The organism is Rhizobium sp. AN6A (assembly GCF_900215635.1).
In the GTDB taxonomy this organism is placed as follows: domain Bacteria; phylum Pseudomonadota; class Alphaproteobacteria; order Rhizobiales; family Rhizobiaceae; genus Agrobacterium; species Agrobacterium tumefaciens.
Map to the genome: position 1 here is coordinate 403,980 of NZ_OCNC01000004.1, position 24,609 is coordinate 428,588.

Sequence of the window (24,609 nt, forward strand, 5' to 3'; positions counted from 1 at the left end):
TGTAAATACTGAAAATTCTCGCGAACGACATAAACCAGGAGCCGAAGAAAAGCCGCATGAATTCGAAACTTGAAACGCGCATCGATCAGGGTACGGGCCGTGAACCGGCAGATATAGTTCTCAAGGGCGGACGATTCTTCGACCTCGTAACTGGAGAACTTGTTGCCTCCGACATCGCCATCTGCGGCGATACCATCGTTGGAACTTGCGAAAGCTACAAGGGTCACCGGGAAATCGACATTTCCGGGAAAATCGTCGTTCCAGGTTTCATCGATACCCATCTCCACATCGAATCATCGCTGGTCACGCCGCACGAATTCGACCGCTGCGTTCTGCCCTACGGCGTTACCACCGCCATCTGCGACCCGCATGAGATCGCCAATGTTCTGGGCGCGGAGGGGCTTCGCTTCTTCCTGGACAGTTCCATGGAAACCATCATGGATATCCGCGTGCAGCTCTCGTCCTGCGTGCCCGCAACCCATCTGGAAACCTCGGGCGCCGATCTGCCGATCGAAAAACTGCTGCCGTTCCGTGATCATCCGAAGGTTATCGGCCTTGCTGAATTCATGAATTTTCCGGGTGTCATCCACAAAGACCCGGTATGCATGGCAAAACTCGAAGCCTTTCAGGGACAGCATATCGACGGACACGCGCCGCTTCTGTCGGGAACGGCGCTGAACGGATATCTGGCAGCCGGCATCCGCACCGAACATGAGTGCACCAGTGCTGCCGAGGCTCTGGAAAAAATCCGCAAGGGCATGCATATTCTGGTGCGCGAAGGCTCGGTTTCAAAAGACCTGCACGCCCTGATGCCTGTTATCACCGAGCGTCTGTCGCCTTATCTTGCGCTTTGCACCGATGACCGCAACCCGCTCGATATCGCCGAACAGGGTCATCTCGATTATATGATCCGCACGGCAATCGCCAACGGCGTGGAACCGCTCGCCATCTACCGCGCCGCATCGATTTCCGCCGCAAAGGCCTTCGGCCTGCGCGATCGCGGTCTTATCGCACCGGGCTGGCGTGCCGACCTCGTGGTGATCGACACCTTGCAGAACTGCAAGGCCGGCATGGTCTTCTCCGGCGGCCGTATCGTCGATGACGCGCTGTTTGCCACCCGCAAGCCGGTCGCGCCCGTCGGTCTTGACAGCGTCAAGGCAAGACCCGTGCTCGCCGCCCATTTCGGCGTGCCGGTCGCACAAGGCGAGACCCCGGTGATGGGCGTGCTCCCCGGCAAGATCATCACCGAACATCGCCGCTACACGCTGCCGACGGACGGCAACCAGACGACTGTCGATCTCGCAAACGACATCATCAAGGTCGCCGTCATCGAGCGCCATGGCAAGAACGGCAACCACGCCAACGGCTTCGTGCAGGGCTTCGGGCTGAAGAAAGGCGCCATCGCGTCCACTGTCGGTCATGACAGCCACAATATCTGCGTTGTCGGTGTGAACGAGGACGACATGGCGCTGGCCGCCAACCGGCTCGGCGAAATCAAGGGCGGTTTCGTGGTGGTCGAAGACGGCAAGGTGACGGGCGAGATTGCGCTCCCGGTGGCCGGGTTGATGAGCCTCGAACCTTACGAAACGGTGCGAGACACGCTCCACACCCTGCGAAAGGCAGCCTATGCGCTCGGCACAACGCTCGAGGAGCCCTTCCTGCAGGTGGCTTTCCTGCCGCTACCCGTCATCCCGCACCTGAAGATTTCCGACATGGGCATGGTGGATGTGGATCGGTTTGTACTGATCTGACGATGGAGTTTATCGGCCGGAAACAACGTAATCTGCTTATGCCGCGTTTCTGAGACGGCGCGAGCCGTCTCAGGTTTTCGTTTCTGCAGGCCAGGTCACGTAATAATATTTGCCCGCGACCCTGCCAAAATAGGCGTGGTTGCCCGTTGTCTTGTCGACATAGCTGCCACTTGCATCCTTGGAAAGAACGCCGCTTTCGTTACGTTTGAGCTGCGAGTTCAGGAAATCCGCCCAGTTGGTCTTGGCGATATCCGTGGCGGTTGTCGACCTGGCATTTTTCTGACTCGGATCCCATGCGCTGATCGATTTGCCCTGCGTGGGGTCCGAGATCTGCAAGCGCCCGCCCGCAAGAGCGCTCATCATCGATTGGGAACGCAGATATTGCGCCGGGTCGTCCCCCGCCGTCGAAAGCTTGACCTTCAGATTTCGCATAAAGCCTGATGACGCGAGATATTCGATTGACGACATTTTTGGCGTTGCATTCGTTGTGGATGCGGGGACTGACGATTGTCCAGAAGCGAAAACGCTTCTGATGGATGTCGCGGGGGCGGTCTGAGCCCTGGTACGTGAGGATGCGGAATTAGCGGGTGTAAGCTGACTCGAATTCTTGATCGAAACGGACATGACAATCCCTACTTCTCTTTATAGTTATTATCCGAAAACATACAATTATTCAGTCAATAATAATCCAAACTTGCGCAAGGCTCGCCCAATTCATAAGCAATACATAAATAATGAACCGAATATTTCGCTTTTTCTTAGATTAAAAATGATAAATTACATCAACTAATTCAAATTTTCATATTTTTCAGTAAATTAATACATAAAGTATTATGAAAATAAGCACTATCGCCTATGGGCGATTTGCATCGCGTCATCAAGTCCAACCCGGCGCAAGTTCCCGGAATGAGCATAGAGGAGCCGAGCGACGTCCGCATGAAAATGCCGGTTCAGACAAGGCGAAACGGACGGATTGCTAAATCGGCTGACTCACAGCATCGGCAAGTCATGAACCCGACGGCAGCAACTTACGGAAATAAACCACCCGTTCGGTCTCCTCAAACCCCAGCGCCGCATGCATGCGGTGTGAATCGACATTGGCAATATCGGTATCGGAGGCAAGCTCGCTCACGCCCATGTTGATCGCCCAGCGGGTGACCTCGGCGATCAATGCAGCGGCAACGCCCTGACCGCGGAATTCCTCTTCCACATAAACGCCTTCGAGAAACGCGACGGGCGAGGTATCGCATCCGTTGACATAATCCCGCCGGAGGCTGACGTCGGCAAAACCGATGGCCATTCCGACCAGATCATAGGCAATGAATCCGGCCTCGTTGTCGGAGAGGTTCTGCAGTTCCGCCCTGTGTTCGGCAACGGAGGCATCGGGCCATAAACGATGGCGCAAAAGGGACCAGTCATCCAGAGATGCTGCGGCGTCCCTGATGGAAAATTGCAGGCTCAAGCGACGACCCCGCAAAACACGTCCAACCCCTCAAGCTTCACGATCCCGGCGTCGAACAGCGGCTCAAAACCCGGCATGGGCAGGATATCCGTGACCTCCATACCTTTCGGGACAGGAAATTCCACCGCCTCACGGGTCAGGTTAAAAACGAACAGCAGTTTTTCGTCACCCTTGTGGCGCGTGAAGGCCAGTACATCGAGATTGGTCTTGATGAAGTCCATATCACCGTCGCGCAATGCTCCATGGGTTTTGCGGAAGGACAAGACCGCGCGGTAGTGGTTCAGAACCGAGTCCGACTTGCGCTCCTGCGCATCCGCCGCCTGCATGGCGTGGGCATAGGGCACCGGCAGCCACGGCTTTTCAGCGCTTGAAAAACCAGCATTCGGCTTGCCGGTTTCCCACACCATCGGCGTGCGGCACCCGTCACGCCCCTTGAAAGCGGGCCAGAAGCGAATGCCGTAGGGGTCACGCAAATCCTCGAAGGCAAGTTCGGCCTCGGTCAGGCCCAGCTCCTCACCCTGATACAGACATATCGAGCCGCGCAGGCTGGCGAGAACGCAGATGGCGAGCTTCGCAACCCGCGTCTGCTCCTCGGAGCCCTCGGAAAACCGGCTGAGATGGCGCACCACATCGTGGTTGGAAAAAGCCCAGCACACCCAGCCATCCGTCACCACCTTGCCGAAGGTCTCGACCGAACCGCGCAGGTGTTTTGCGCTGAAATCTGGGCCAAGGAGATCGAAGGTATAGCACATGTTGAGCTTGTCATTGCCGGATGTGTAGGCCGCGACCGTCTTCAGTGAGCGTGCGCCGTCCCCCACCTCACCCACGGTGGCGCGGCCCTCATATTCATCGAGAAGCGCGCGGAAGCGCTGGAGGAAGGCCACGTTTTCCGGCCGCGTCTTGTCGTAGAGATGATCCTGCATGCCGTAAGGATTGACGTCGGACGCATCGAGGCCAAAGCTTTCGTCGTCAAAAAGCGGCGGGTTGTCGCGCAACAGCTTGTCGTGGAAATAGTGATTGACGGTATCGAGACGAAAACCGTCCACGCCGCGATCAAGCCAGAACCGTACGGTTTCCAGAAGCGCATCCTGAACATCCGGATTGTGAAAATTGAGATCCGGCTGCGAGGCGAGAAAGCTGTGCATGTAATATTGCTTGCGCACGCCATCCCATTCCCACGCCGGCCCGCCGAACACGGAAAGCCAGTTGGTGGGCGCCGTGCCATCCGGCTTGGGATTGGCCCAGACATACCAGTCCGCCTTGCTGTTGATGCGACTTGCACGGCTGTCCACGAACCAGGGGTGCTTATCGGATGTATGCGAAATCACCTGGTCGATGATGACTTTCAGCCCCAGCCGGTGCGCCTCGGCCATCAATGCATCGAAATCGGCAAGCGTGCCGAACATCGGATCGACATTGCAATAATCGGATACGTCATAACCCATATCCGCCATGGGGGAGGTGAAGAATGGCGAGAGCCAGATGGCATCGACGCCGAGCGAGGCGATGTAGGACAGCCGCTTCGTCACCCCGGCAAGATCGCCGTAACCGTCGCCGCTCGTGTCCTGAAAGGATCGCGGATATACCTGATAGATCACCGCCCCCTTCCACCAGTCCGATTGCGCTTGGGATTTGTGGACCGGGGCATGGGTTGTCGGCATGAGCGATCTCCTGATGAGGGTTGGTCCGAGAATATAAAGCAGCTGTCCCTGCGTAAACCGGAACTTCGCAAATGCCCAAAATCACCTCGAAGCGGGCTTGTCAGGCACCGCCTGTCGTCGTAATCCCGAAGGTAAAGCAAGTGGAGGATGACGGCGTGGGCGGACGGTTTCTGTCGATTGGCGAATGCATGGTGGAACTGTCGCAGGCCGGAAACGGGCTGCTGCGCAAGGGTTTTGCTGGTGATACCTTCAATACGGCATGGTATGCACGTGCCTGCCTGCCAGAAGACTGGTCCGTCGATTATTTCACGGCACTCGGCGACGATCCTCTTTCGCAGGACATGCTGGCCTTCATTGCAGATGCCGGTATCGGCACGGAAAAAATCCGCCGCATCAAGGGCGGCACACCCGGCCTTTACCTCATCAACCTCAAGGATGGTGAGCGCACCTTCAGCTATTGGCGCAACGCCGCCGCAGCAAGGCAGCTCGCAGCCGATGCGGACCACCTGCGCAAGACGGTGGAAAGCGCCGACGTCATCTATTTTTCCGGCATCACGCTCGCCATTCTCGCCTCGCCGCACGATGTCGATACTTTCCTTGCGGAACTGCGCCGCGCCAAGGCAGCGGGCAAGCCCGTGGTCTTCGACCCGAACATCCGACCGCGCCTCTGGTCCGACAAGGACACCATGCTGGAGACGATTACCAACGGCGCGCGCGCCGCAACGCTGGTAATGCCAAGTTTCGATGACGAAGCCAGCCATTTCGGCGACACATCCGTCGAGGCCACAATCGAGCGTTACCGTGCGCTCGGCGTCGCCAACATCGTCGTCAAGGATGGCGCAAAGGGTGCGACACTCGATTTCAGCGGCGCACGCAGCCACGCTTCGGCCGTAGAGGCCGTGGATGTGGTGGATACGACAAGTGCAGGCGACAGTTTCAACGGCGCGTTTCTCGCCAGATATGTAACCGGCAGTTCGCCGCATGACGCCGCCGTCTTTGCCGCACGGGCAGCGGCAACCGTCATCGGCCATCACGGCGCGCTGATCAGCCCCGAGCTTCTTCCGCTGGTCGGATGATGCCAGACGGAACCGGCTTCCCTCATCCCTGTGCTTGTCACAGGGATGACCAGGAGCGCGCATTGCGGACAAGAGCAAGCTTGTGTGTAGAGGACACTTCTCTACCCTCATCCGCCCTGACATGATCCTGTAACACGCACGCCGCATATACGGGCTGAAGCCGGGTGGTGGGGAATCGCCCGCGCGCAGTCGAGCAGGATCGGTGTTTCATGACGAGAATCACGATTGTCACAGATGCCTGGCACCCGCAGGTCAACGGCGTGGTTCGTTCCATCGAAAACACCAATACGGAACTCGCGCGGCTGGGCGTGGATGTGCACATGGTGACGCCGCAGAGTTTCTACAGCATCCCCTGCCCGACCTATCCGGAAATCCGCCTGTCGGTCGCCGGCTATCGCCGTGTCGCCGCGGAGATTGAAAAAAGCCAGCCCTCCTTCGTGCACATCGCCACCGAGGGTCCGCTGGGTTTCATGGCGCGGCGCTGGTGCGTGAAGAACAGGATGCGTTTTTCCACCAGCTATCACACCCGCTTTCCCGAATATGTTGCGGCGCGCTTCCCCATCCCGGAAAGCTGGCTTTACGCTTTCGTTCGCTGGTTTCACAACGGCGGCAACACCTGCATGGTGGCGACGCCAAGTCTCGAGACCGAGCTTGAGGCCCGCGGGGTTCGCAACCTGAAGCGCTGGAGCCGCGGCATCGATGCCGAACTGTTCCATCCACGTCCGAAAACGTCGCTGCCATTCGATCTGCCGAGGCCGATCTTCATGACGGTCGGGCGCGTGGCGGTGGAAAAGAACCTGCCTGAATTTCTCGACCTCGAGCTGCCCGGATCGAAGGTCGTGATCGGCGATGGCCCGGCCCGCCATGAATTGCAGGAAAAATATCGGGACGTGCTGTTTACCGGCATCAAGACCGGGGAAGAACTCGCGGCCGCCTATGCGCAGGCCGATGTCTTCGTTTTCCCGTCCAAGACCGACACATTCGGCAACACCATTCTCGAAGCGCTGGCGAGCGGTGTGCCGGTGGCCGCCTTCCCTGTTACCGGGCCGATCGACATTCTCGGCGGCAATCCCGGGGCAGGCGCGCTGAATGACAATCTTCGCGACGCGTGTCTTGCAGCGCTCCATTGTTCGTCGCAGGAGGCCCTGGCGCTTTCCAAAAGCTACAGCTGGGAAAAGGCATCGCGGCAATTCCTCGACAACGTCATTCACGCCGCCGGAAAATCCCTGCCGCTTTTGTCCCGCTCACGACTTGCCTGACGTGGAGACACATTGATCCCCGACATTTTATCGGGGAACGGTGGACGAAACAAAGCAGGAGTGTCACAAGACGATCTGGACGCGACCGCCGTTATCTTTAGAACGGGGTCGGGCTGCTGATTGACGTCAGGCGGCTGCCGCGAGATCACGCTGGCCGTCCTAATTTCACAACGACTTATCCCGTCTCAGATCACCACGCGCCGACGAGCGCCTGGCCGGAAAGCGGCACCGTCCGCGCCTTGCCGTTCCGCTCCGTGACCGAAAGCGACGGGGACATCTGTTTCGGCGACTTGCGGAACCAGTTTGCGGCGACGCTCGCCAGATCGCCGATCATCGCCTGTTTGTGCCAGTCGGCAAAACGCCGCGCGGTGGCTTCCGGCTCGGAGCGGTAGAAGAAATCGCCAGAATGATCGAGATCGTTGATGGAAGCCGCCATGGCCGATAGCGGACGCTGAAACATCTTCGGGGGCACGGAAAGTTCGCGCGCGCTCTGCGAAAAAGCGGGCGCCATGAAATCGATAGTCCATCCGTCCGCTTCAACCCAGCAATGGAAATTATCGCCAGCGCCCGTCACATAACCATCGTCACGATGGTCCGCAAAAAGCATGACCGTTCCACCCAGATTGTAAGCGGCAAGCCCGCCCTTCGGCACAGCTTTCACCTTGTAATGCTGCTGAAGGATGAAGGCGCCGAAGGTGCTGAAATACATGCAGGCCGTAGCCGGGTCGGCATTGTCGTTGATGAGCAGGCTGTTGATGACGCGGTAAATCCGGTGATAGTCCGTCTGCTTGATCAACATGGTTTTTTACTCGCCGGTTTTATGATTATCGGAAGGCAACGGGAGCGACCGGTTCACGGTCAATCTCGATGTTGGTGAGACCTCTGCCCCACGCGGCGTCATCCTCGGGCTTGTCCCGAGGATCTACCTCCCGTGTCGCAAAATCGAAAGTTTGCAGATTCTCGGGACAAGCCCGAGAATAACGGAGGAGAGGTCTTCAGCAGCCGATTACCGCCTCTTCTTCGCCTTGCTCTCGAACGGATTATCGGAGCCACGATAATGCACGCGGATCGGCACGCCCGGCATGTCAAAATCCTTGCGAAGGCCGTTCACCAGATACCGCGTATAGCTCTCCGGAATGGCTTCCGGCCGTGTGCAGGAGATCATGAAAGCCGGCGGACGGGCCTTTACCTGCGTCATGTATTTCAGCTTGAGGCGGCGGCCGGAAACGGCCGGCGGCGGATGCTGCGTCGTCTGCGAATCCAGCCAGCGGTTCAGCTTGGCGGTCGAGATGCGGCGGTTCCAGATCTTGTCGGTGTCGATGATGTTCTGCATCAACCGGTCAAGGCCATAGCCCGTCTGGCCGGACATCGGCACGGCGCGGATGCCGCGGGCCTGCGGCAGAAGCCGCTCGGTCTTTTCACGCAGATCGGCCAGAAACGCCTGCGGATCTTCAACCAGATCCCATTTGTTGAAGGCGAGCACGGCGGCGCGGCCTTCGCGGATAACGAGATCGACCAGCTGCAGGTCCTGCTTTTCGAACGGAATGGTGCTGTCGAACACGATCACCACCGTTTCGGCGAAACGAATGGAGCGCAGGGAATCCGCGACCGAAAGCTTCTCCAGCTTCTCCGTCACCCTTGCCTTCCGGCGCATGCCGGCCGTGTCGAACATCTTGATGGTGCGGCCGCGCCAGTCCCACTCGACAGAAATACTGTCGCGGGTAATGCCCGCTTCCGGGCCGGTCAGCAGACGGTCTTCACCAAGGAAACGATTGATGAGGGTGGACTTGCCCGCATTCGGTCGGCCGATGATGGCGACACGCAGCGGCTTGGTCTCATCATAAACAGGCTCTTCTTCTTCCTCTTCCTCGCTGCCGGGCTCAGTGCGCGAAAGAACGATATCGGTCTCCGCCTCATCCACTTCAGGCGGGAAGGCAACGTCTTCGCCGATCGCCTCGACGATGGCGTCGCGCAGGTCGATCATGCCCTGGCCATGTTCGGCCGAGATAGCGCACGGGTCGCCAAGACCGAGCGTAAAGGCATCGTAGAAGCCCGCATCGGAACCGCGCGCCTCGGACTTGTTGGCCACCAGAACCACCGGCTTGCCGCGACGGCGCAGCATTTCGGCCAGCGTTTCATCGGCGGGCGTCAGGCCTGCCTTGGCGTCAACGACAAAAAGCGTCACATCGGCTTCGTCGATCGCCGCTTCCGTCTGCGCCCACATGCGGCCCTGAAGCGTCTCCGGCCCGGATTGCTCCAGACCGGCGGTATCGATGATGGTGAAACGAAGGTCAACAAGCTTCGCGTCGCCGGGGCGGCGGTCACGGGTCACGCCCGGCGTATCGTCCACAAGCGCCAGCTTCTTTCCGACCAGACGGTTGAAAAGCGTGGACTTGCCGACATTGGGGCGCCCGACTATGGCGACGGTGAAGCTCATTGATCGTTAATCCTTGGAGGTGGGAAAGCCGTGTTAGACAGCTTTGCCCGAAGCAGTGATATTGTCGAGCATGATCTGCGCGCGGTTCGTCACATTGCGTGGCGCCTGCGCGTCGCTGACGATCTGCTCGAACCATTGTTTGGCCTTGGTGAAATCGTCAGCCTTGTAGGCGGCAAGACCAAGGGCTTCGCGAGCCGATGCACGCATGGTCTGGCCTTCGCCGCTCAACGGCTCCGCAAGTGCAACGACCTGATCATACGTACCGTTGTCAACCAGCAGCCACGCCGCGCGCACCTTCGCCGTATCGCGGAAGACCTGCGGGGCAGACGTGTCGTTGCCGATCGCGGTGAAGGCAGCGATGGCGCCGGCCGCATCGCCCTTCTGCGAAAGCAGCGTCGCAGAACGGAACTTCGCCAGCACCGGATAATTGCCATGACCGGAGGTTTCAAGATCGGCAAAGGCCTTCAGCGCTTCGTCCGTCTTGTTGTCGGAAGCAAGCTTCAGCGCCGCAATGAACTGGTCGCCGGAATTGGAAGCGCGGCTGGTGTTCCAGTATTCATAGATGCCGGCACCGGCGGCGCCCACAACCACGAGAACGGCGGCGCCAACGACCACGATACCGTAGCGGCCCCAGAAACGGGAAAGCTGCTCGGAACGGATCTGCTCGTTCACTTCGCGGATAAAGGTATCATTTTCGTTTGCCATCAAATTCTCCGTTACCCGCGCGGAGATCGTCGCCGATCCATCCGTTCGCAGACATACCAAGCCGCTTACCCGGGTCAGCAAAAGTCCGGCCGACGGGTCATGGTCGGCCTTCTAGCCTATTTTGCCTGATATGTAAGGGGGAAACGTTGATTTCCTACATGGCGATAGGCTGAACGCCGATCAACCATTCGTGCAGTTTCAGGATGAAAGCGCCCCAGAGAACGATGCCGCCGACGATGGCCACCAGATCGTAACGGCCCGAGACGAAGGGACGGACCACTTTTTCACCCGCTCTTTCCCGGCGCTTCAGCGAAATCCGCATCACCACACCCCAGGCGAGGAACGATGCAAAGAGAAGGATCGAAGAGGTCTCTCCATTCGCCAGAAGATGGGCGAGCGCCCAGATCTTGACCGCCAGAATGAGCGGATGTTTGGTTCTGGTTGCGATGTGGCCAGCCGGGATGAGGCTGGCGATAAGACAGATCATCGCGGGCAGCATCAGGGTCACGGCGAGGTGGCTCGTCCAGACCGGCGGGTTCCACAGAACGCCGGTTTCCTGTCGCGCCTCGCCAAACGCATAGATGACGAGACCGAGCGTTACGAGGCTTGCGAGAGAATAGGCGCCCTTGAACGGTCCTTCTCCCATCTTCGCGATCATCTGCGCGCGAAATCGCGGCGCAAACACCTTCAAAAGATGCGTCAGGAAAAACAAGGCAAGACAGAGTACGAGAAAAAGCATGGAACACGGTCCCCCGGTGGAACGGAATGCGGCCTCATTACCGCGACGCAGAAAAGGAATTAGGCTGAAAGACGTAAAAAAGCCAGTTTATTCAAAGCTTCGCCTTATTCCACACGCAAAAGGCAGCGGTGTTTCACATGACGGATGCCTGATGTTTCGCCCATTGACTGCTTTTTCCCTGTCGTTCTGCCTTGCCCTTCCCGCTTTTGCCGAAAATGCGGAGAAGCCGAAGCAGCTCGTCATCGTTTCTTTCGACGGTGCGGGCGACAATTCGCTGTGGGAAAGAAGTCGTGCAACGGCGAAAGAGGTCGGCGCGCATTTCACCTATTTCCTCGCCTGCACGCTGGTGATGGACCGCAAGACCAGCGCCAAGACATATCAAGGCCCCGGCCAGAAGGCCGGCCGCTCCAATGTCGGCTTTGGCCAGTCGCCGGAAGAGGTGGAGATGCGGCTGCGCAACATCTGGTCGGCCTATCGCGAAGGCCACGAGATCGGCAATCACACCTGCGGGCATTTCGATGGCGGCCAATGGACCGCCGAGCAATGGGACGGCGAGTTCACCACCTTCACCAGCACGCTGGAAAATGCCTGGCAGATGATTGGCAAGAAGGGTGAGGAACCCGAAGGCTGGCGCGACATGGTGAAAAACATCAACGGTTTCCGCGCGCCCTATCTTTCGCAGGGGCCGGCGCTGACGGCAGCCCAGAAGAAACACGGCTTCGTTTATGACGCCACCAGCATCACCAAGGGACCGGAATGGCCGGTGGAGCGCGACGGCATCGAACATTTTGGCCTGCCGCTGGTTCCGGAAGGTCCCGGCAATCGCCCGATCATAGCCATGGACTACAACCTCTTCATCCGCCACTCCATCGGCATCGAGACGCCGGACCGCGCGCAGGAATTCGAGGACCGCGCCTATGCGGCGTTTCGCACCGCTTTCGACAAGCAGTATAATGGCGAACGAATCCCTCTGCAGATGGGCTTCCATTTCGTGAAGATGAATGGCGGTGCCTATTGGAACGCCTATGAGCGGTTGCTGCGCGAAGTCTGCCGCAGGGACGATGTCGCCTGCGTGAGTTACGCCGAGGCCATGCCGATCATCAAGGCGCGCAGGAAGCAGAAGACCGAGGGCTAAGGTCCCCGGATATAATGCAAAAGGGCGGCCAATCGGCCGCCCTTTTTGTTTTCCGTCAGGGCTTGTTGGCCGCCAGCTCTCCGGCTTCCGCTTCCCGCTGAAGATAGCGCTGGTCGATTTCAGGCAGTGGCTTGTCGTCAATTGCAGCTTCGAAGGCGCGGAGACGTTTGTAGATCGACATTAGCTCTACAATCGTCGTCCATGAGTTGATGAGATACTGAAACGAACCGCGGACCTGATCGAAGACGTTGCCGATCTGCGTGAAAACGCCAAGCGTCACCTTACCTGCAGCAATGGAAGGAATGAGGACGATGAGACTATAGATGTTGTCGGCCTGAAGATAGAAAATCCGCGCTACGTTGAAATACATATAGTGGAAATACAGACGGAAGTAGTTCTTTCGAACATTTGCAAATAGCTCGGCCACAGTTGCCGGTTGCGCACGATTTCCGTCGTCTTCACCGTAGACGAGTTCTTTTCGATAAGCCGCCTCGACCCGCTGGTTGCGGAATTCGAGACCCGGCAGCTTTATACCCACAAGAGCAAGAAAGCCGGTGCCGAACAGCGACCACAAAATAGCTGCCCAGACCAGTGCGTGCGGCACCTGACCGATGATCGGCAATTCGTTGATCGTCTCCGAGAAGGTAAACAGAACCGGCAAGAAAGCGATGAGGGTCATGATCGCGCGCACCAGACCGACGCCGAGCCCCTCAACTGTCGAGGAAAACCGCATCGTATCTTCCTGAACGCGCTGGGAAGCACCTTCGATATGGCGCAGGCGGTCCCAGTTTGCCATGTAGAATTCGTTCATCGCCGTGCGCCAGCGAAAGATATAGTGGCTTACGAAGAACAGGTTCAGCACACCGACCGTAATCGCAAAAAACAGAATGCCGCTGACGCCGACGAGGCCCATATAAAGTTGCTCGGCCGTTACCGGCGCGGTCTTTGCCAGCGCCTGCTGGATAAGGTCGTAATAAGGCCCATACCACGCATTGAGTGCGACACTAACCTGCACCGAAAAATAAGTCGCGAAAACGATGAGTGCGGAACCGAGAATGGACCAGTTCTGCCAGCGGTGTGGCCTGTACCAGAACCAGAATCCGGCAAACACTAGAACTGCCGCAGCATAATAAACGTAAAACCACAGGAACGGGGTGGACCAGAAAACCGAAACGCCGGTCGCGGGCGCCTGTCCCTCTGGCAGCGGCGGCAAGCCGATTGCCGCACCCCAGTTGCGTGCGCCTGCATACCACAGCCCAATCATGGCCATGGTCCACACAAAGGCAGAGGTGAAGAACAATTTCGGCTTGGGAAAGAAGGAATGAAACACGTTGTTGAACTCACGCGCGTTTGAAGTCGGCCACTATTGGCGAAGCACTTGTTATCCCGAACCTAGGGCAGAAATTTGTGCACAGCAATGAAGAAGCGCCGACCTTAACAAGATGTAACGCGCAACATGCTGGATTGACTGACAAAACGGTTGGGGATCAGCAGTGGCCCGGCCTTGTAGGCGCGGTTATCGCCGCTCCGTGGCGAGAACCGGCAGCATCAGGAGAATGCTGGCGACAAGCACGGCAGAGGCGAGAATACTCGGTGCGGTAAAACTTCCCGTCACCTCGGCAATCCAGCCGGCGGCGAGTGGTCCGACGATCTGTCCAGTACCGAAGGCTGCCGTCATCAGGGCAAAGGCGCGGCGTGGGCTTGGGCCTGCGAATTCCCGGCCGAGCTGAAGGCCATAGGCGGTGATGACCATGAAGGTCAGCCCCAGAAGCAGACCGCCGGCAAGCACGCCCGGAACGGGTGGCAGCATGACGGAAGCGAAGACGCCGACGGCTTCCACGGCAAGAACGATCACGAAAGCGCGCTTCAGCCCCTGCGATTTCAAGACCGGCTTCCAGAGGAAAAGCGAAATGGCGGCGGCACATCCCGTCACGAACCAGGCCAGAAACTCCACGAAAGCGCCGGCAGCAGCCATGCGGGCAATCGCAACGATGAAGGTGGCGGTGATGACGTAACCGAAGCCGAACAGCCCATAGGCGAGCGTCGTCAGAAAGAGCGGCTTCGTCCATTTGAGCGGCGGCTCCGCCAGCGCGGAGGCATGCCGGGGTGGCCCGGCGGGCAGCACCCGCCAGACGAGAAGAAACGTAGCGAAGGAAAAGACGGCACCGGCAATCCACTCCTCCCGCCAGGAGGCACCGCCGCCATCAAAAACGACGCCGATGAGATAGACCACAAGCGAGGAAATCGCGATGCCGGCACCGACGCCACCATAATGCAGTGCCTGAATATGGTCCTTGCCGGCTTTCATGGCGTGGCCGATGACGATCTGCGACGTGAAGATCATGGTCATCGCACTGGCAACACCGGCGAAAAACCGGATCAGGGTGAAGGCCGCAACGGAGTTGAAGGCGGCCATGGCAAGTAGCAGCGCGCCCGTGGAAAACAAGCCGCAAAGGGCGACCAGCCGCTCCCGCCCCGAGCCCCATGAATAGGCGGCGAGAACCGCCCCCGCGAGATAACCGGCGAAATTTCCAGCCGCGACAATCCCCGCATCCCCCGCCGATAGCGGAACATTCGCCATCATGCCGGGAAGAATGGGGGTGAAGGAAAAGCGGCCGAAGCCCATGGCGGACGCCATCATCAAGGCGCCGGCGAAACCGAGTGCAGTCAGATGTTTGGGGGAAAGTGGCTTGTCGATGCTCATGTACGGCTTATCGCAACCGCACTGCCACGGAACAAGCGAGTTATTTTGATCGGCAGCATAAGCGGTCTTTATCGGTACGAGATACGAGATCCCGTCGCCTGTTCATCCCCTCACTCAACCAGCGTCAGCACCAGCGGGCCGTTCTTCGTAGCAACCACGGTATGTTCATACTGCACTGTCGGCGCGCTCGGATCGCTATAGAGCGTCCACGGATCGTCGTCGCCATCTTCGGCCCAATAGGCACCCGTCGACAGGAAGGGCTCAACGGTGAAGACCATACCCTCCTGCATGATGCGCCGCTCACCCTTGTCCGGCCAGGTCGCCAGTTCCTTCGGCTCCTCATGCAGGGAGCGGCCGATGCCGTGGCTCGCCAGATTGGTGATCAGCGTGTAGCGGTTCTTTTTTGCAAAGGAGCCGATGGCATTGCCGATATCGGCAAAGGGCCGACCGGTTTTCACCTGCTGCAAGCCCGTCCACATGGCGCGCTTGCCATCGCGGCACAACCGCTCGATCTCCTTTTTCACCGGCGGCACGGCGAAAGACGAACCCGTATCGCCGAAGAAACCGCTCTTCACCGCCGAGACATCGATATTGACGAGATCGCCCGCCTTGATGATGCGCGGGCCGGGAATGCCATGCGCAACCTCTTCGTTGACGCTGATGCAGGTCGCGCCGGGAAACTGGTAGCAGAACTCCGGCGCCGATTGCGCGTCGTTATCCTCCAGTACCTTGCGGCCGATCGCATCCAGCTCGGCCGTGGTGATACCGGGTTCCAGCGCATCCGCCATGGTCTGCATGGCCACGGCGCAGATGCGGCCGATATCCTTCAGCAAAACCAGTTCTTCGTCGGTGGAGATGACCATGTTTCTGTCCGTCGTTCTAAATGGCGGGTCTGAAGACGCCCGCCTTGGTAATAATCAGGCCGTGGCTTTCACCGGATCGGCACTCCCCGTCAATTCTTTTCTGACGACAGGCGCGACTTTCGTACCATAAAGCTCGATGCCGCGCATGATCTGGTCATGCGGCATCAGGCCGATTGCCATCTGCAACAGGAAACGGTCGTTCTTGAAAACGCCGTGCGCCTTGATGATCTTTTCCGCCACCAGCTCCGGTTCGCCAAGAAAGAGATTGCCCTCTGGCCCACGCGCCGCATCGAAATGCGCGCGGTTTGTCGGACCCCAGCCGCGCTCGCGGCCGATGCGGTTCATGACCTCTGCCTGCGGTCCGTAAAACTGGTCCGCCGCCTTGTCGGTGGTGTCGGCAATGAAGCCGTGCACATTGATGCTGGTGCGTAGCCTGGTCTTTTCCTGCCCCGCGCGGCGTGCCGCTTCGTGATAGAGATCGAACAGCGGTGCGAAGCGGCGATATTCGCCGCCGATGATGGCGAGCGCCACCGGCAGCCCCATGGCCCCTGCCCGCGCCACCGATTGCGGCGTGCCGCCAACGGCGATCCAGACCGGCAGGCGCTCCTGCAAGGGGCGCGGATAGACACCGCGACCGTTGATGGCCGGATGTTTGGTGCCGGACCAGGTGACGATCTCATTTTCTCTGAGCGCCAGCAGCAGATCGAGCTTTTCCGCAAACAGCACGTCATAGTCTTCGAGATCGTAACCGAACAGCGGGTAGGATTCGATGAAGGAACCGCGCCCGGCCATGATTTCGGCACGGCCGTTCGACAGGAGATCGACGGTGGAGAATTGCTGGAAGACCCGGACCGGATCATCCGAACTCAGAACCGAGACAGCGCTCGTCAGGCGGATATTCTTCGTCTTCACCGCCGCCGCCGCAAGCACGGTGGAGGGTGAGGACGCGACATAGTCCGGGCGGTGATGTTCACCCAGCCCAAACACATCCAGTCCGACCTGATCGGCAAGCTCGATTTCCTCAAGCAGTTCCCGCAGCCGGCGCGCACCTTCCGGCCCACGGCCATCGGCGGGGTTGGGATTGACATCCGCAAAAGTGTAAAGACCGAGTTCCATAGACGATACCTCTGTTTGATTGTCTGAGAGATAGGCACGGACGGCCCTTCAGACAAATGCAAAATCTGGCGCAAAATCTGGATGCTTAGCTTCGAAAAAGTGGATGGGCGCCGGCGCATTTTGCCCCATGCCGGCCTCCCCCGAAATCGCGCCCGAAATCGCGATTGCCAGCCCGCCCCCTTTGGGCATAACCTGCTTAAATATGTGCGAAGTAATGCAAAAAGGGGAAAGCATGCATCGGACAGTTATCGTGACAGGCTCCACAAGTGGCATCGGCCTTGGCATCGCACAGAGATTTGCGAGGGAGGGCGCGAATATCGTGCTGAATGGCTTCGGCGACGAAGACGAAATTGAAAAACTCCGCCTTTTGCTGGAAGCAGAAAGTGGCGGGCGTGTGCTCTACCACCCGGCAGATATGACGAAACCGGACGAGATTGCCGATCTCATCAATTCCGCGCATGAAAAGCTTGGTTCGGTCGATGTGCTCGTCAACAATGCCGGCATTCAGCACATCGCCCCGATCGAGGAGTTTCCAACGGAAAAGTGGGACTGGATCATCGCCATCAATCTGACCAGTTCCTTCCATACAATGCGCGTTGCGATACCGCTGATGAAGAAGGCTGGCAAAGGCCGTATCATCAACATTGCCTCTGCCCACGGTCTCGTCGCCTCGCCGTTCAAATCGGCCTATGTGGCAGCCAAGCACGGCATCATGGGCCTGACGAAGACGGCGGCGCTCGAGCTTGCGCAGACGGGCGTCACCGTCAACGCCATCTGTCCCGGTTATGTGCTGACGCCGCTCGTCGAAAAGCAGATACCGGAAATGGCCAAGGTGCGCGGCATCAGCGAAGAGGCGGTGAAGAACGACGTGATGCTGGAATTGCAGGCGACCAAGCAATTCGTCACCATCGATGACGTGGCGGCAGCGGCGCTGTTTCTGGCAAGCGATGCCGCCAGCAACATTACCGGCACACATATTTCCGTTGATGGCGGCTGGACAGCGCAATAATCGACGACATCTCTTTCCGTTTTGGAAACAATGAATTGCCAAAACGGAAATCGATATGCGCGCGCGGGCGTGCATAGATAGTAGATTGGGAACCGGCTCAACCGGACAAAAAGCAAGGCAGTGCATGAACGACGCGATCAGCTTCATCCTCAACAGCGAAACCGTTTCGCTTAAGGGTTTCGGACCGACAGACACGCTTCTCGATTATCTCCGCCTTCAAAGACGGCTGACCGGGACGAAAGAAGGCTGTGCTGAAGGTGACTGCGGCGCATGCACGGTGCTGGTCGGGCGGCTTGTCGATGGCTCGCTGCGTTATGAAAGCGTCAATGCCTGCATCCGCTTTTTGGGCTCGCTGCACGCAACCCATATCGTGACGGTGGAGCATCTGGCCGGCCGCGATGGCACGCTTCACCCCGTGCAGCAGGCAATGGTGGATTTCCACGGTTCCCAATGCGGTTTCTGCACGCCGGGCTTCATCATGTCGCTCTACGGCCTGTGGCTTGCCAGCGAAAACCCGTCCCGCGCCGATATTGAAAAGGCGCTGCAAGGCAATCTCTGTCGATGCACGGGTTACGAGCCGATTGTGCGGGCTGCCGAAAAGATTGCAGCCGCCCGCCCGAGTGCGCTGTTCGATCCGCTGCAACGGGACCGCACCGATATCATGGCAAGGCTCTGGGCGATCCGCGCCAATGAGACCATTACGGTCACCCGCGGCGAGGATCGGACCATCATCCCGGCAACGCTTGCTGAATTGACCGATATCTATGCCGCCGAGCCGAAGGCTACCATCGTTGCCGGTTCCACCGATGTCGGCCTGTGGGTGACAAAGCAGATGCGGGCGCTTAATCCTGTCATCTTCATCAACAACCTCGGCGATCTGCAGGGTATTGCCGTGGATGAGAACGGCGTGACACTCGGCGCCGGCGTTACCTATAGCCAGGCGTTCAAGACCATCGCACAGCATTTCCCGCCGCTTGCCCGGCTGTTCGATCGTCTTGGCGGCGAGCAGGTGCGCAATATGGGAACCATCGGCGGCAACATCGCCAACGGCTCGCCCATCGGCGACACGCCCCCGGCCCTGATCGCGCTCGGCGCAACGCTCACCTTGCGCTCGTCTTCCGGCAGCCGTACCTTGCCGCTGGAAAGCTACTTCATCGATTATGGCAAGCAGGACCGGCTGAGCGGCGAATTCGTCGAAAAGCTCTTCATTCCGTTCCAGAAACCCGAAAGCCACTATGCCGTCTACAAAATCTCAAAGCGGCGCGACGAGGATATCTCCGCTCTCTGCGCCGCCTTCCATCTGACGCTCGACGCCGACGGCACGGTCGAAGACATCCGCATCGCCTTTGGCGGCATGGCCGGCACGCCGAAACGCGCCGCGCATCTTGAGGCAGCACTTCTCGGCAAGCCCTGGTCTCAGGAAACGATCGATGCGGCACGCGATGCGCTGGACGATGATTTCACCCCGCTGACCGACTGGCGCGCCACCGCCGAATATCGGCAACTGACGGCCAAAAACCTGCTGACACGGTTCTTGCTTGAGACTTCGGGCGAAAAGCAGGAACTCACACGTTTCTCGCTGGCGGAGGCGTGATCATGGAAAGAGCAAACCTCCCCACCTCCCTCATTCCTGTGCTTGTCACAGGAATCCAGCCGACGCGCGTCTGCGCGGCGAGACAACCCTTTCAGCCCAAGGACTTGGGCTGGCTGGATTCCTGTGACAAGCACAGGAATGAGGGTTTATTGTCGCTGTCATATGCCGCAATTGATGAAGGAGAGGCTTGAACCATGGACACGACAAGCTTCGATAAGACCAAGACCGAAATCGACGGCCCTGTACACGCTTCGCTCAGGCACGATTCCGCCCATAAACATGTGACGGGCAGCGCCGAATATATCGACGATATTCCCGAACCCGCCGGCCTCGTTCACGGCGCGCTTGGCCTTTCCGACCGGGCCCATGCCGAAATCGTCTCGATGGACCTTTCCGAAGTGGAAGCCACGCCGGGCGTGTTATGGGTGATGACAGGCAAAGACGTGCCCGGCGAAAACGACGTCTCCTCCGGCGGGCGTCATGATGAGCCGCTGTTGGCCGAAACGAAGGTTGAATTTCACGGCCAGCCGATCTTCGCGGTCTTCGCCGAAAGCCGCGATATTGCCCGCAAGGCCGCCCGCAAGGCGAAAATCGTCTACAAGGACCTGCCGCATTTCACCGATATCGACACGGCGATTGAAAATGGCGGCGCGCTCGTCATCGATCCGATGACGCTGAAGCGTGGCGATGCGAAGCTGGAAATGGACGTGGCGCCCCGCCGCCTGACCGGCACGATGCGGATCGGCGGGCAGGAGCATTTTTATCTTGAAAGCCACATCGCCATGGCCGTGCCGGGCGAGGATGATGAGGTGACGCTGTGGAGCTCCACCCAGCATCCGAGCGAAATCCAGCACATTGTCAGCCACATCCTTCAGGTGCCGTCCAATGCCGTCACGGTGCTGGTGCGGCGCATGGGCGGCGGTTTCGGCGGCAAGGAAACCCAAGGCAACCAGTTCGCAGCCCTTTGCGCCATTGCCGCCAAGAAGCTGAACCGGGCCGTGAAAATCCGCCCCGACCGCGACGAGGACATGACCGCGACCGGCAAACGCCACGATTTCCGTCTCGATTACGAACTTGGCTTCGATGAAGAAGGCCGCATCCACGCCGTCGACGCCACCTATGCGGCCCGCTGCGGCTTTTCCTCCGACCTGTCCGGCCCCGTTACCGACCGCGCGCTGTTTCACGCCGATTCCAGCTATTTCTATCCGCATGTGCATCTGACCTCCCGGCCGCTTAAAACGCACACGGTCTCCAACACCGCCTTTCGCGGTTTCGGCGGCCCCCAGGGCATGCTCGGGGCTGAGCGTTTCATCGAGGAAATCGCCTATGCCGTCGGCAAGGACCCGCTCGATGTCCGCAAGCTCAATTTCTACGGCGAAACCGGTTCGGGCCGCACCACGACCCCCTATCATCAGGAGGTCGAGGACAACATCATCGCCCGCGTCGTCGAGGAACTGGAAGCCTCCAGCGAATACCGCGCGCGCAGGCAGGCAATTGTCGAGTTCAACAAGACCAGCCCGATCATCCGCAAGGGCATTGCGCTCACACCTGTCAAATTCGGCATCTCCTTCACCATGACCGCCTTCAATCAGGCGGGCGCGCTGGTGCATATCTATAATGACGGTTCGATCCACCTGAACCATGGCGGCACCGAAATGGGCCAGGGCCTCTACACCAAGGTGGCGCAGGTGGTGGCCGATGCCTTCCAGGTGGATATTGGCCGGGTGAAAATCACCGCCACGACCACGGGTAAGGTGCCCAATACGTCGGCCACGGCCGCCTCGTCCGGTACGGACCTCAATGGCATGGCGGCCTATGACGCTGCCCGCCAGATCCGTGAAAGGCTCATCAAATTCGCCGCCGAGAACTGGAACGTGCCGGAAGAAGAGGTTGTCTTCCTGCCAAACCGGGTGCGCATCGGGCTTGAGGAAATCGCCTTCAACGATTTCATCAAACGAGCCTATTTCGCCCGCGTGCAGCTTTCCGCCGCCGGTTTTTACAAGACGCCGAAAATCCATTGGGATCGTGCCGCCGGCCGCGGCACGCCGTTTTATTATTTCGCGTATGGCGCGGCCTGTTCGGAAGTGTCGATCGATACACTGACCGGCGAATACATGATGGAGCGCACCGATATTCTCCACGATGTCGGCAAGTCGCTGAACCCGGCCATCGATATCGGCCAGGTGGAAGGCGCCTTCGTGCAGGGCATGGGCTGGCTGACGACGGAGGAATTATGGTGGGACGGCAAGGGGCGGCTGCGCACCCACGCTCCCTCCACCTACAAGATCCCGCTTGCCTCTGACCGGCCGAAGATTTTCAACGTTCAACTGGCGGAATGGTCGGAAAACGCCGAGCCCACCATCGGCCGCTCCAAGGCCGTGGGCGAACCGCCTTTCATGCTGGCGATCTCGGTTCTCGAAGCACTCTCCATGGCCGTCGCGTCCATCGCCGACTACAAGGTCTGCCCACGCCTCGATGCGCCGGCAACGCCCGAGCGGGTGCTGATGGCGGTGGAACGGTTGAAGAAGGTGTGAGGGGAAACATAATGACGTCCCTCTCCAGCTTCCTCGCCAGCTCCGGACCTGCAATCCTCGTGGAAATCGAGGCCGTGAAAGGGTCATCGCCGCGCGAGGCGGGAACCTTCATGCTGGTAAGCCGGAAGGCGCTGTGGGAAACCATCGGCGGCGGGCAGTTCGAATATATGGCGATAGACCATGCCCGCGCCATGTTGAAGAACGGCACGACCGAAGACGGCATGGATATTCCGCTCGGCCCCGAAATCGGCCAATGCTGCGGCGGCCGCACCCTGCTCCGTTTCCGGCTGGTAACGGCGGACATCGCGGCAGCACTCGAGGCAAGGCTTAAGGCTGAAACCGAGCAGCAGCCGGCCGTCTTCATTTTCGGGGCAGGCCATGTCGGCAAGGCGCTGGCTGATGCTCTGTCGCTTCTGCCTTTGACACTGACCGTGGTGGAAACCCGTGAAAACGAGTTGCGCGATCTTTCAGCCGGCGTCGTATCCGTGCTGACCCCCATGCCGGAAGCGCTGATCGCGAAAATTCCCGCAAACGGCGCTGCGATCATCGTCACCCACGATCACGCACTCGATTTCCTGATTGCAAAGGAAGCGCTTGCTCGCGACGATCTCGCTTATGTTGGCATGATCGGCTCGAAGACCAAACGCGCCACCTTCGCCCATTGGCTGGAGCGGGAGGGAGAGCCCCCTTCCCGCCTTCAAAAACTCATCCTGCCCATCGGTGGAAATAGCGTCAGGGACAAGCGCCCTGCAATCATAGCGGCCCTTGTGGCAGCCGAGTTGCTGCAAGCATTTTCCGCTGCCGAAACCCGTCGCACCGAAAATCAGCGCGTCCATCCTCAAGACCAAGATCACGCCTGATCCCGTCGGGCAGGCTTTCATCTGCCAGATTGTCCGGTCGAAGGCTTTCAAGGGAAAACCGTTCCGCGGTCCGCAGACCCGCGCGCAGGCGGGACCACGCGCGCAAGAGTGCTGTGCGCATGTTCGTCTCCATTCAAAAAGTGTTAGAAGCTCAGTTGATGAATGAGACGAAAAATGCTCTGTTTTCTGGATAAAAACCAATGAAACCTTTGGCCCTTGGCATAAAGAGAACTTATCCATGAAAATGTCCCGCCAGTTCCCCCTGAACGCCCTGCGCGTGTTTGAAGCCACTGCAAGGCATCTGAGCTTCACCAAGGCTGGTGAGGAATTGGGCATGACCCAGACGGCAGTCAGCTATCAGGTGAAACTGCTGGAGGAGAACATCGGCGAGCCGCTCTTCATCAGAAAGGCACGGCAGGTTGCACTGACCGAGGCCGGGCAGAAACTGGCGCCGAAAGTGGCGGAAGCCTTCAACAGTCTACGCGAGGCCGTCGAAAATGTGCGCGACACCTCCGACACGACCTTGACCATTCACTCCACCGCGACGTTCGCATCCCGTTGGCTTTCGCGGCATCTGGGCGCTTTTCAGCTGGAGCATCCCTCAATCGCGGTGAGGCTCGAGACCTCCGCCGCTTTGATCGATTTCGAGCAGTCCGACTGCGATGTCGCCATTCGCTGGAGCAGCGGCGATGGCAAAGGACTGATCTATCATCAGTTGCTACGGGGCGTTTATACGCCGATGCTGCATCCGAACCTTGCCGAAAGCATTGGCGGATTGAAAAAGCCGGAGGACCTTCTGCGCCTGCGCATCATCGATCCGGGTGACATCTGGTGGAGCCAATGGTTCCGGGAAGTCGGCATCGAAAATCCGGGCCTCGACCGTTATCCGCGCAGCCGCCTCAGCGTGCAGGCTTTCGAAGCCGCAGCGGCAATTGCCAGCCAGGGGGTAGCCATGCTCACCCCTGAACTTTATGCGGACGAGATTGCCCTCGGCCGCCTTTATCAGCCCTTCGAGCACCTCAGCAGCGAAGGTAAGAACTACTGGCTCGTCTACCCTGAAAACCGCAGGAACATTCGCAAGATAAGGCTCTTTCGCGACTGGATACTGAAGCGGATCGACGAAAACCGGCCGCAAACATCTCAATACCCCATATCAGGCGCATAAAAGCAGCGCGGCGTGTCCTCGTCCGGGAACAGACAGAGATGATATTCTCCATCCTCGGATCGTCTTGCCTCACGCTGCGACCAGCTGAAGACATGGCGCCGCGTCACCAGACGATGATCGCCGGGCGCAAGCGAGACCTCGTAACCATCCTGCGTGACACGAACACTTCGTGTAGGGATCATCTGGCAATCGCCGGTTTCGGCGTCGCCATTGCAGCAGTAGCTTTCATATTTGAACCCCTTGTGGGATTCATGCGCAAGCGCCGTGGCGGTTAACGCCATCAGCAGGAAAAGAACTGTCAGAACAAGGCGCATCGGCACGGTCTCCGTTGAAAACAACGGCGGCTGCCGGAAGGTCATTGCGTCACTTCATTCAAAATCCAAGCATCAACGCATACCCGGACGCAACGGCACCGGGAACTGCAACACCTGCCCCTGATCTGCCCCCCGCCCCCAGGGTTCGCAGCACCCGCTTTCGGAATGAACCGCCAGCGAAAACATGTCATTGAAGCCCTGCGCCTCTGACCGAAAACCGGAAAG

The 24,609-nt window shown here is 59.0% G+C and carries 21 protein-coding genes; 9 read left to right on the forward strand and 12 right to left on the reverse strand.

All coding sequences use genetic code 11. From position 1 onward, the window contains the following. The first annotated feature begins 56 nt into the window (after positions 1-56). Positions 57-1,751 carry an adenine deaminase gene (gene ade / locus CRO62_RS14580; protein ID WP_097100698.1) on the forward strand — a complete coding sequence of 565 codons (1,695 nt, stop codon included), beginning with the start codon at positions 57-59 and terminating at the stop codon, positions 1,749-1,751. A 69-nt stretch (positions 1,752-1,820) separates the two neighbouring features. Here ade and CRO62_RS14585 read toward each other — a convergent pair whose 3' ends face one another. The 3 genes from CRO62_RS14585 to CRO62_RS14595 form a co-directional block, all read right to left on the reverse strand. Continuing rightward, positions 1,821-2,219, reverse strand: a complete 399-nt coding sequence (locus CRO62_RS14585) for a hypothetical protein (protein ID WP_081308838.1) — start codon at positions 2,217-2,219, stop codon at positions 1,821-1,823. 538 nt (positions 2,220-2,757) lie between these two features. Next, positions 2,758-3,213 carry an aminoglycoside 6'-N-acetyltransferase gene (gene aac(6') / locus CRO62_RS14590; RefSeq protein WP_097100699.1) on the reverse strand — a complete coding sequence of 152 codons (456 nt, stop codon included), beginning with the start codon at positions 3,211-3,213 and terminating at the stop codon, positions 2,758-2,760. Next, complete coding sequence (locus tag CRO62_RS14595) at positions 3,210-4,874, reverse strand: alpha-glucosidase family protein (RefSeq protein ID WP_097100700.1); 1,665 nt, start codon at positions 4,872-4,874, stop codon at positions 3,210-3,212. Before CRO62_RS14595 ends, aac(6') begins: the two co-directional genes overlap by 4 nt. Before the next feature lie 155 nt (positions 4,875-5,029). Here CRO62_RS14595 and CRO62_RS14600 point away from each other — a divergent pair, with 155 nt between their 5' ends. Together CRO62_RS14600 and CRO62_RS14605 are read left to right on the forward strand one after the other, a co-directional pair. Further along, positions 5,030-5,950: a sugar kinase gene (locus CRO62_RS14600; protein ID WP_179784642.1), complete on the forward strand. Its 921-nt coding sequence runs from the start codon at positions 5,030-5,032 to the stop codon at positions 5,948-5,950. A gap of 209 nt (positions 5,951-6,159) precedes the next feature. Next, positions 6,160-7,209 (forward strand): bifunctional monoglucosyl/glucuronosyl diacylglycerol synthase, encoded by a 1,050-nt coding sequence (locus CRO62_RS14605; RefSeq protein ID WP_097100701.1) that lies wholly within the window; start codon positions 6,160-6,162, stop codon positions 7,207-7,209. 190 nt (positions 7,210-7,399) lie between these two features. Here CRO62_RS14605 and CRO62_RS14610 read toward each other — a convergent pair whose 3' ends face one another. The 4 genes from CRO62_RS14610 to CRO62_RS14625 all read right to left on the reverse strand — a co-directional run bounded on the left by CRO62_RS14610 (position 7,400) and on the right by CRO62_RS14625 (position 11,090). Then, complete coding sequence (locus CRO62_RS14610) at positions 7,400-8,008, reverse strand: DUF2026 family protein (RefSeq protein ID WP_097100702.1); 609 nt, start codon at positions 8,006-8,008, stop codon at positions 7,400-7,402. Between the two features lie 207 nt (positions 8,009-8,215). After that, complete coding sequence (gene der, locus CRO62_RS14615) at positions 8,216-9,646, reverse strand: ribosome biogenesis GTPase Der (RefSeq protein WP_097100703.1); 1,431 nt, start codon at positions 9,644-9,646, stop codon at positions 8,216-8,218. 33 nt (positions 9,647-9,679) lie between these two features. Further along, positions 9,680-10,351 (reverse strand): tetratricopeptide repeat protein, encoded by a 672-nt coding sequence (locus tag CRO62_RS14620; protein ID WP_097100704.1) that lies wholly within the window; start codon positions 10,349-10,351, stop codon positions 9,680-9,682. Between the two features lie 154 nt (positions 10,352-10,505). Next, entirely contained in the window at positions 10,506-11,090 is a 585-nt protein-coding gene (locus CRO62_RS14625; protein WP_097100705.1) for an NnrU family protein, read from the reverse strand. 151 nt (positions 11,091-11,241) lie between these two features. Here CRO62_RS14625 and CRO62_RS14630 point away from each other — a divergent pair, with 151 nt between their 5' ends. Then, on the forward strand, positions 11,242-12,225 hold the full coding sequence (locus CRO62_RS14630; protein ID WP_097100706.1) for a polysaccharide deacetylase family protein: 984 nt from the start codon (positions 11,242-11,244) through the stop codon (positions 12,223-12,225). Between the two features lie 55 nt (positions 12,226-12,280). Here the strand turns inward: CRO62_RS14630 and sbmA are convergent, their stop codons facing one another. From sbmA to CRO62_RS14650, 4 genes are all read right to left on the reverse strand, one after another. Next, positions 12,281-13,555: a peptide antibiotic transporter SbmA gene (gene sbmA / locus CRO62_RS14635; protein ID WP_097100707.1), complete on the reverse strand. Its 1,275-nt coding sequence runs from the start codon at positions 13,553-13,555 to the stop codon at positions 12,281-12,283. A gap of 186 nt (positions 13,556-13,741) precedes the next feature. Continuing rightward, complete coding sequence (locus tag CRO62_RS14640) at positions 13,742-14,929, reverse strand: MFS transporter (RefSeq protein WP_097100708.1); 1,188 nt, start codon at positions 14,927-14,929, stop codon at positions 13,742-13,744. Between the two features lie 110 nt (positions 14,930-15,039). Then, the gene (gene map / locus CRO62_RS14645; RefSeq protein WP_003513640.1) at positions 15,040-15,792 is read right to left on the reverse strand and encodes a type I methionyl aminopeptidase; all 753 of its coding nucleotides are present in this window, start codon (positions 15,790-15,792) and stop codon (positions 15,040-15,042) included. Positions 15,793-15,846: 54 nt separating this feature from the next. After that, a complete protein-coding gene (locus tag CRO62_RS14650) occupies positions 15,847-16,908 on the reverse strand; it encodes an LLM class flavin-dependent oxidoreductase (protein WP_003513642.1) in 1,062 nt (353 codons plus the stop codon). Positions 16,909-17,140: 232 nt separating this feature from the next. Here CRO62_RS14650 and CRO62_RS14660 point away from each other — a divergent pair, with 232 nt between their 5' ends. From CRO62_RS14660 to CRO62_RS14685, 5 genes are all read left to right on the forward strand, one after another. Next, complete coding sequence (locus tag CRO62_RS14660) at positions 17,141-17,917, forward strand: 3-hydroxybutyrate dehydrogenase (RefSeq protein WP_025594214.1); 777 nt, start codon at positions 17,141-17,143, stop codon at positions 17,915-17,917. 124 nt (positions 17,918-18,041) lie between these two features. Continuing rightward, positions 18,042-19,511, forward strand: coding sequence for a xanthine dehydrogenase small subunit (gene xdhA, locus CRO62_RS14665; RefSeq protein WP_097100710.1), 1,470 nt, complete (start codon positions 18,042-18,044; stop codon positions 19,509-19,511). Positions 19,512-19,705: 194 nt separating this feature from the next. Then, on the forward strand, positions 19,706-22,045 hold the full coding sequence (gene xdhB, locus CRO62_RS14675; RefSeq protein WP_179784530.1) for a xanthine dehydrogenase molybdopterin binding subunit: 2,340 nt from the start codon (positions 19,706-19,708) through the stop codon (positions 22,043-22,045). Between the two features lie 11 nt (positions 22,046-22,056). Then, on the forward strand, positions 22,057-22,905 hold the full coding sequence (gene xdhC / locus CRO62_RS14680) for a xanthine dehydrogenase accessory protein XdhC (RefSeq protein WP_097100712.1): 849 nt from the start codon (positions 22,057-22,059) through the stop codon (positions 22,903-22,905). A gap of 238 nt (positions 22,906-23,143) precedes the next feature. Next, positions 23,144-24,070 carry a LysR substrate-binding domain-containing protein gene (locus tag CRO62_RS14685; RefSeq protein WP_097100713.1) on the forward strand — a complete coding sequence of 309 codons (927 nt, stop codon included), beginning with the start codon at positions 23,144-23,146 and terminating at the stop codon, positions 24,068-24,070. Here the strand turns inward: CRO62_RS14685 and CRO62_RS14690 are convergent. Next, entirely contained in the window at positions 24,046-24,384 is a 339-nt protein-coding gene (locus CRO62_RS14690) for a hypothetical protein (protein ID WP_174002189.1), read from the reverse strand. The two genes, CRO62_RS14685 and CRO62_RS14690, sit on opposite strands and share 25 nt — an antisense overlap. Between the last annotated feature and the right edge of the window lie 225 nt (positions 24,385-24,609).

Excerpts from the sequence above, each read along its gene's own strand:
- CRO62_RS14610 (WP_097100702.1), bottom strand. The coding sequence starts at position 8,008 with ATGTTGATCAAGCAGACGGACTATCACCGGATTTACCGCGTCATCAAC.
- CRO62_RS14630 (WP_097100706.1), top strand. The coding sequence starts at position 11,242 with ATGTTTCGCCCATTGACTGCTTTTTCCCTGTCGTTCTGCCTTGCCCTT.
- CRO62_RS14690 (WP_174002189.1), bottom strand. The coding sequence starts at position 24,384 with ATGCGCCTTGTTCTGACAGTTCTTTTCCTGCTGATGGCGTTAACCGCC.
- map (WP_003513640.1), bottom strand. The coding sequence starts at position 15,792 with ATGGTCATCTCCACCGACGAAGAACTGGTTTTGCTGAAGGATATCGGC.
- CRO62_RS14640 (WP_097100708.1), bottom strand. The coding sequence starts at position 14,929 with ATGAGCATCGACAAGCCACTTTCCCCCAAACATCTGACTGCACTCGGT.
- CRO62_RS14650 (WP_003513642.1), bottom strand. The coding sequence starts at position 16,908 with ATGGAACTCGGTCTTTACACTTTTGCGGATGTCAATCCCAACCCCGCC.
- CRO62_RS14595 (WP_097100700.1), bottom strand. The coding sequence starts at position 4,874 with ATGCCGACAACCCATGCCCCGGTCCACAAATCCCAAGCGCAATCGGAC.
- CRO62_RS14605 (WP_097100701.1), top strand. The coding sequence starts at position 6,160 with ATGACGAGAATCACGATTGTCACAGATGCCTGGCACCCGCAGGTCAAC.
- xdhC (WP_097100712.1), top strand. The coding sequence starts at position 22,057 with ATGACGTCCCTCTCCAGCTTCCTCGCCAGCTCCGGACCTGCAATCCTC.
- ade (WP_097100698.1), top strand. The coding sequence starts at position 57 with ATGAATTCGAAACTTGAAACGCGCATCGATCAGGGTACGGGCCGTGAA.
- CRO62_RS14625 (WP_097100705.1), bottom strand. The coding sequence starts at position 11,090 with ATGCTTTTTCTCGTACTCTGTCTTGCCTTGTTTTTCCTGACGCATCTT.
- xdhA (WP_097100710.1), top strand. The coding sequence starts at position 18,042 with ATGAACGACGCGATCAGCTTCATCCTCAACAGCGAAACCGTTTCGCTT.
- xdhB (WP_179784530.1), top strand. The coding sequence starts at position 19,706 with ATGGACACGACAAGCTTCGATAAGACCAAGACCGAAATCGACGGCCCT.
- CRO62_RS14685 (WP_097100713.1), top strand. The coding sequence starts at position 23,144 with ATGAAAATGTCCCGCCAGTTCCCCCTGAACGCCCTGCGCGTGTTTGAA.
- CRO62_RS14585 (WP_081308838.1), bottom strand. The coding sequence starts at position 2,219 with ATGTCGTCAATCGAATATCTCGCGTCATCAGGCTTTATGCGAAATCTG.
- CRO62_RS14620 (WP_097100704.1), bottom strand. The coding sequence starts at position 10,351 with ATGGCAAACGAAAATGATACCTTTATCCGCGAAGTGAACGAGCAGATC.
- CRO62_RS14660 (WP_025594214.1), top strand. The coding sequence starts at position 17,141 with ATGCATCGGACAGTTATCGTGACAGGCTCCACAAGTGGCATCGGCCTT.
- der (WP_097100703.1), bottom strand. The coding sequence starts at position 9,646 with ATGAGCTTCACCGTCGCCATAGTCGGGCGCCCCAATGTCGGCAAGTCC.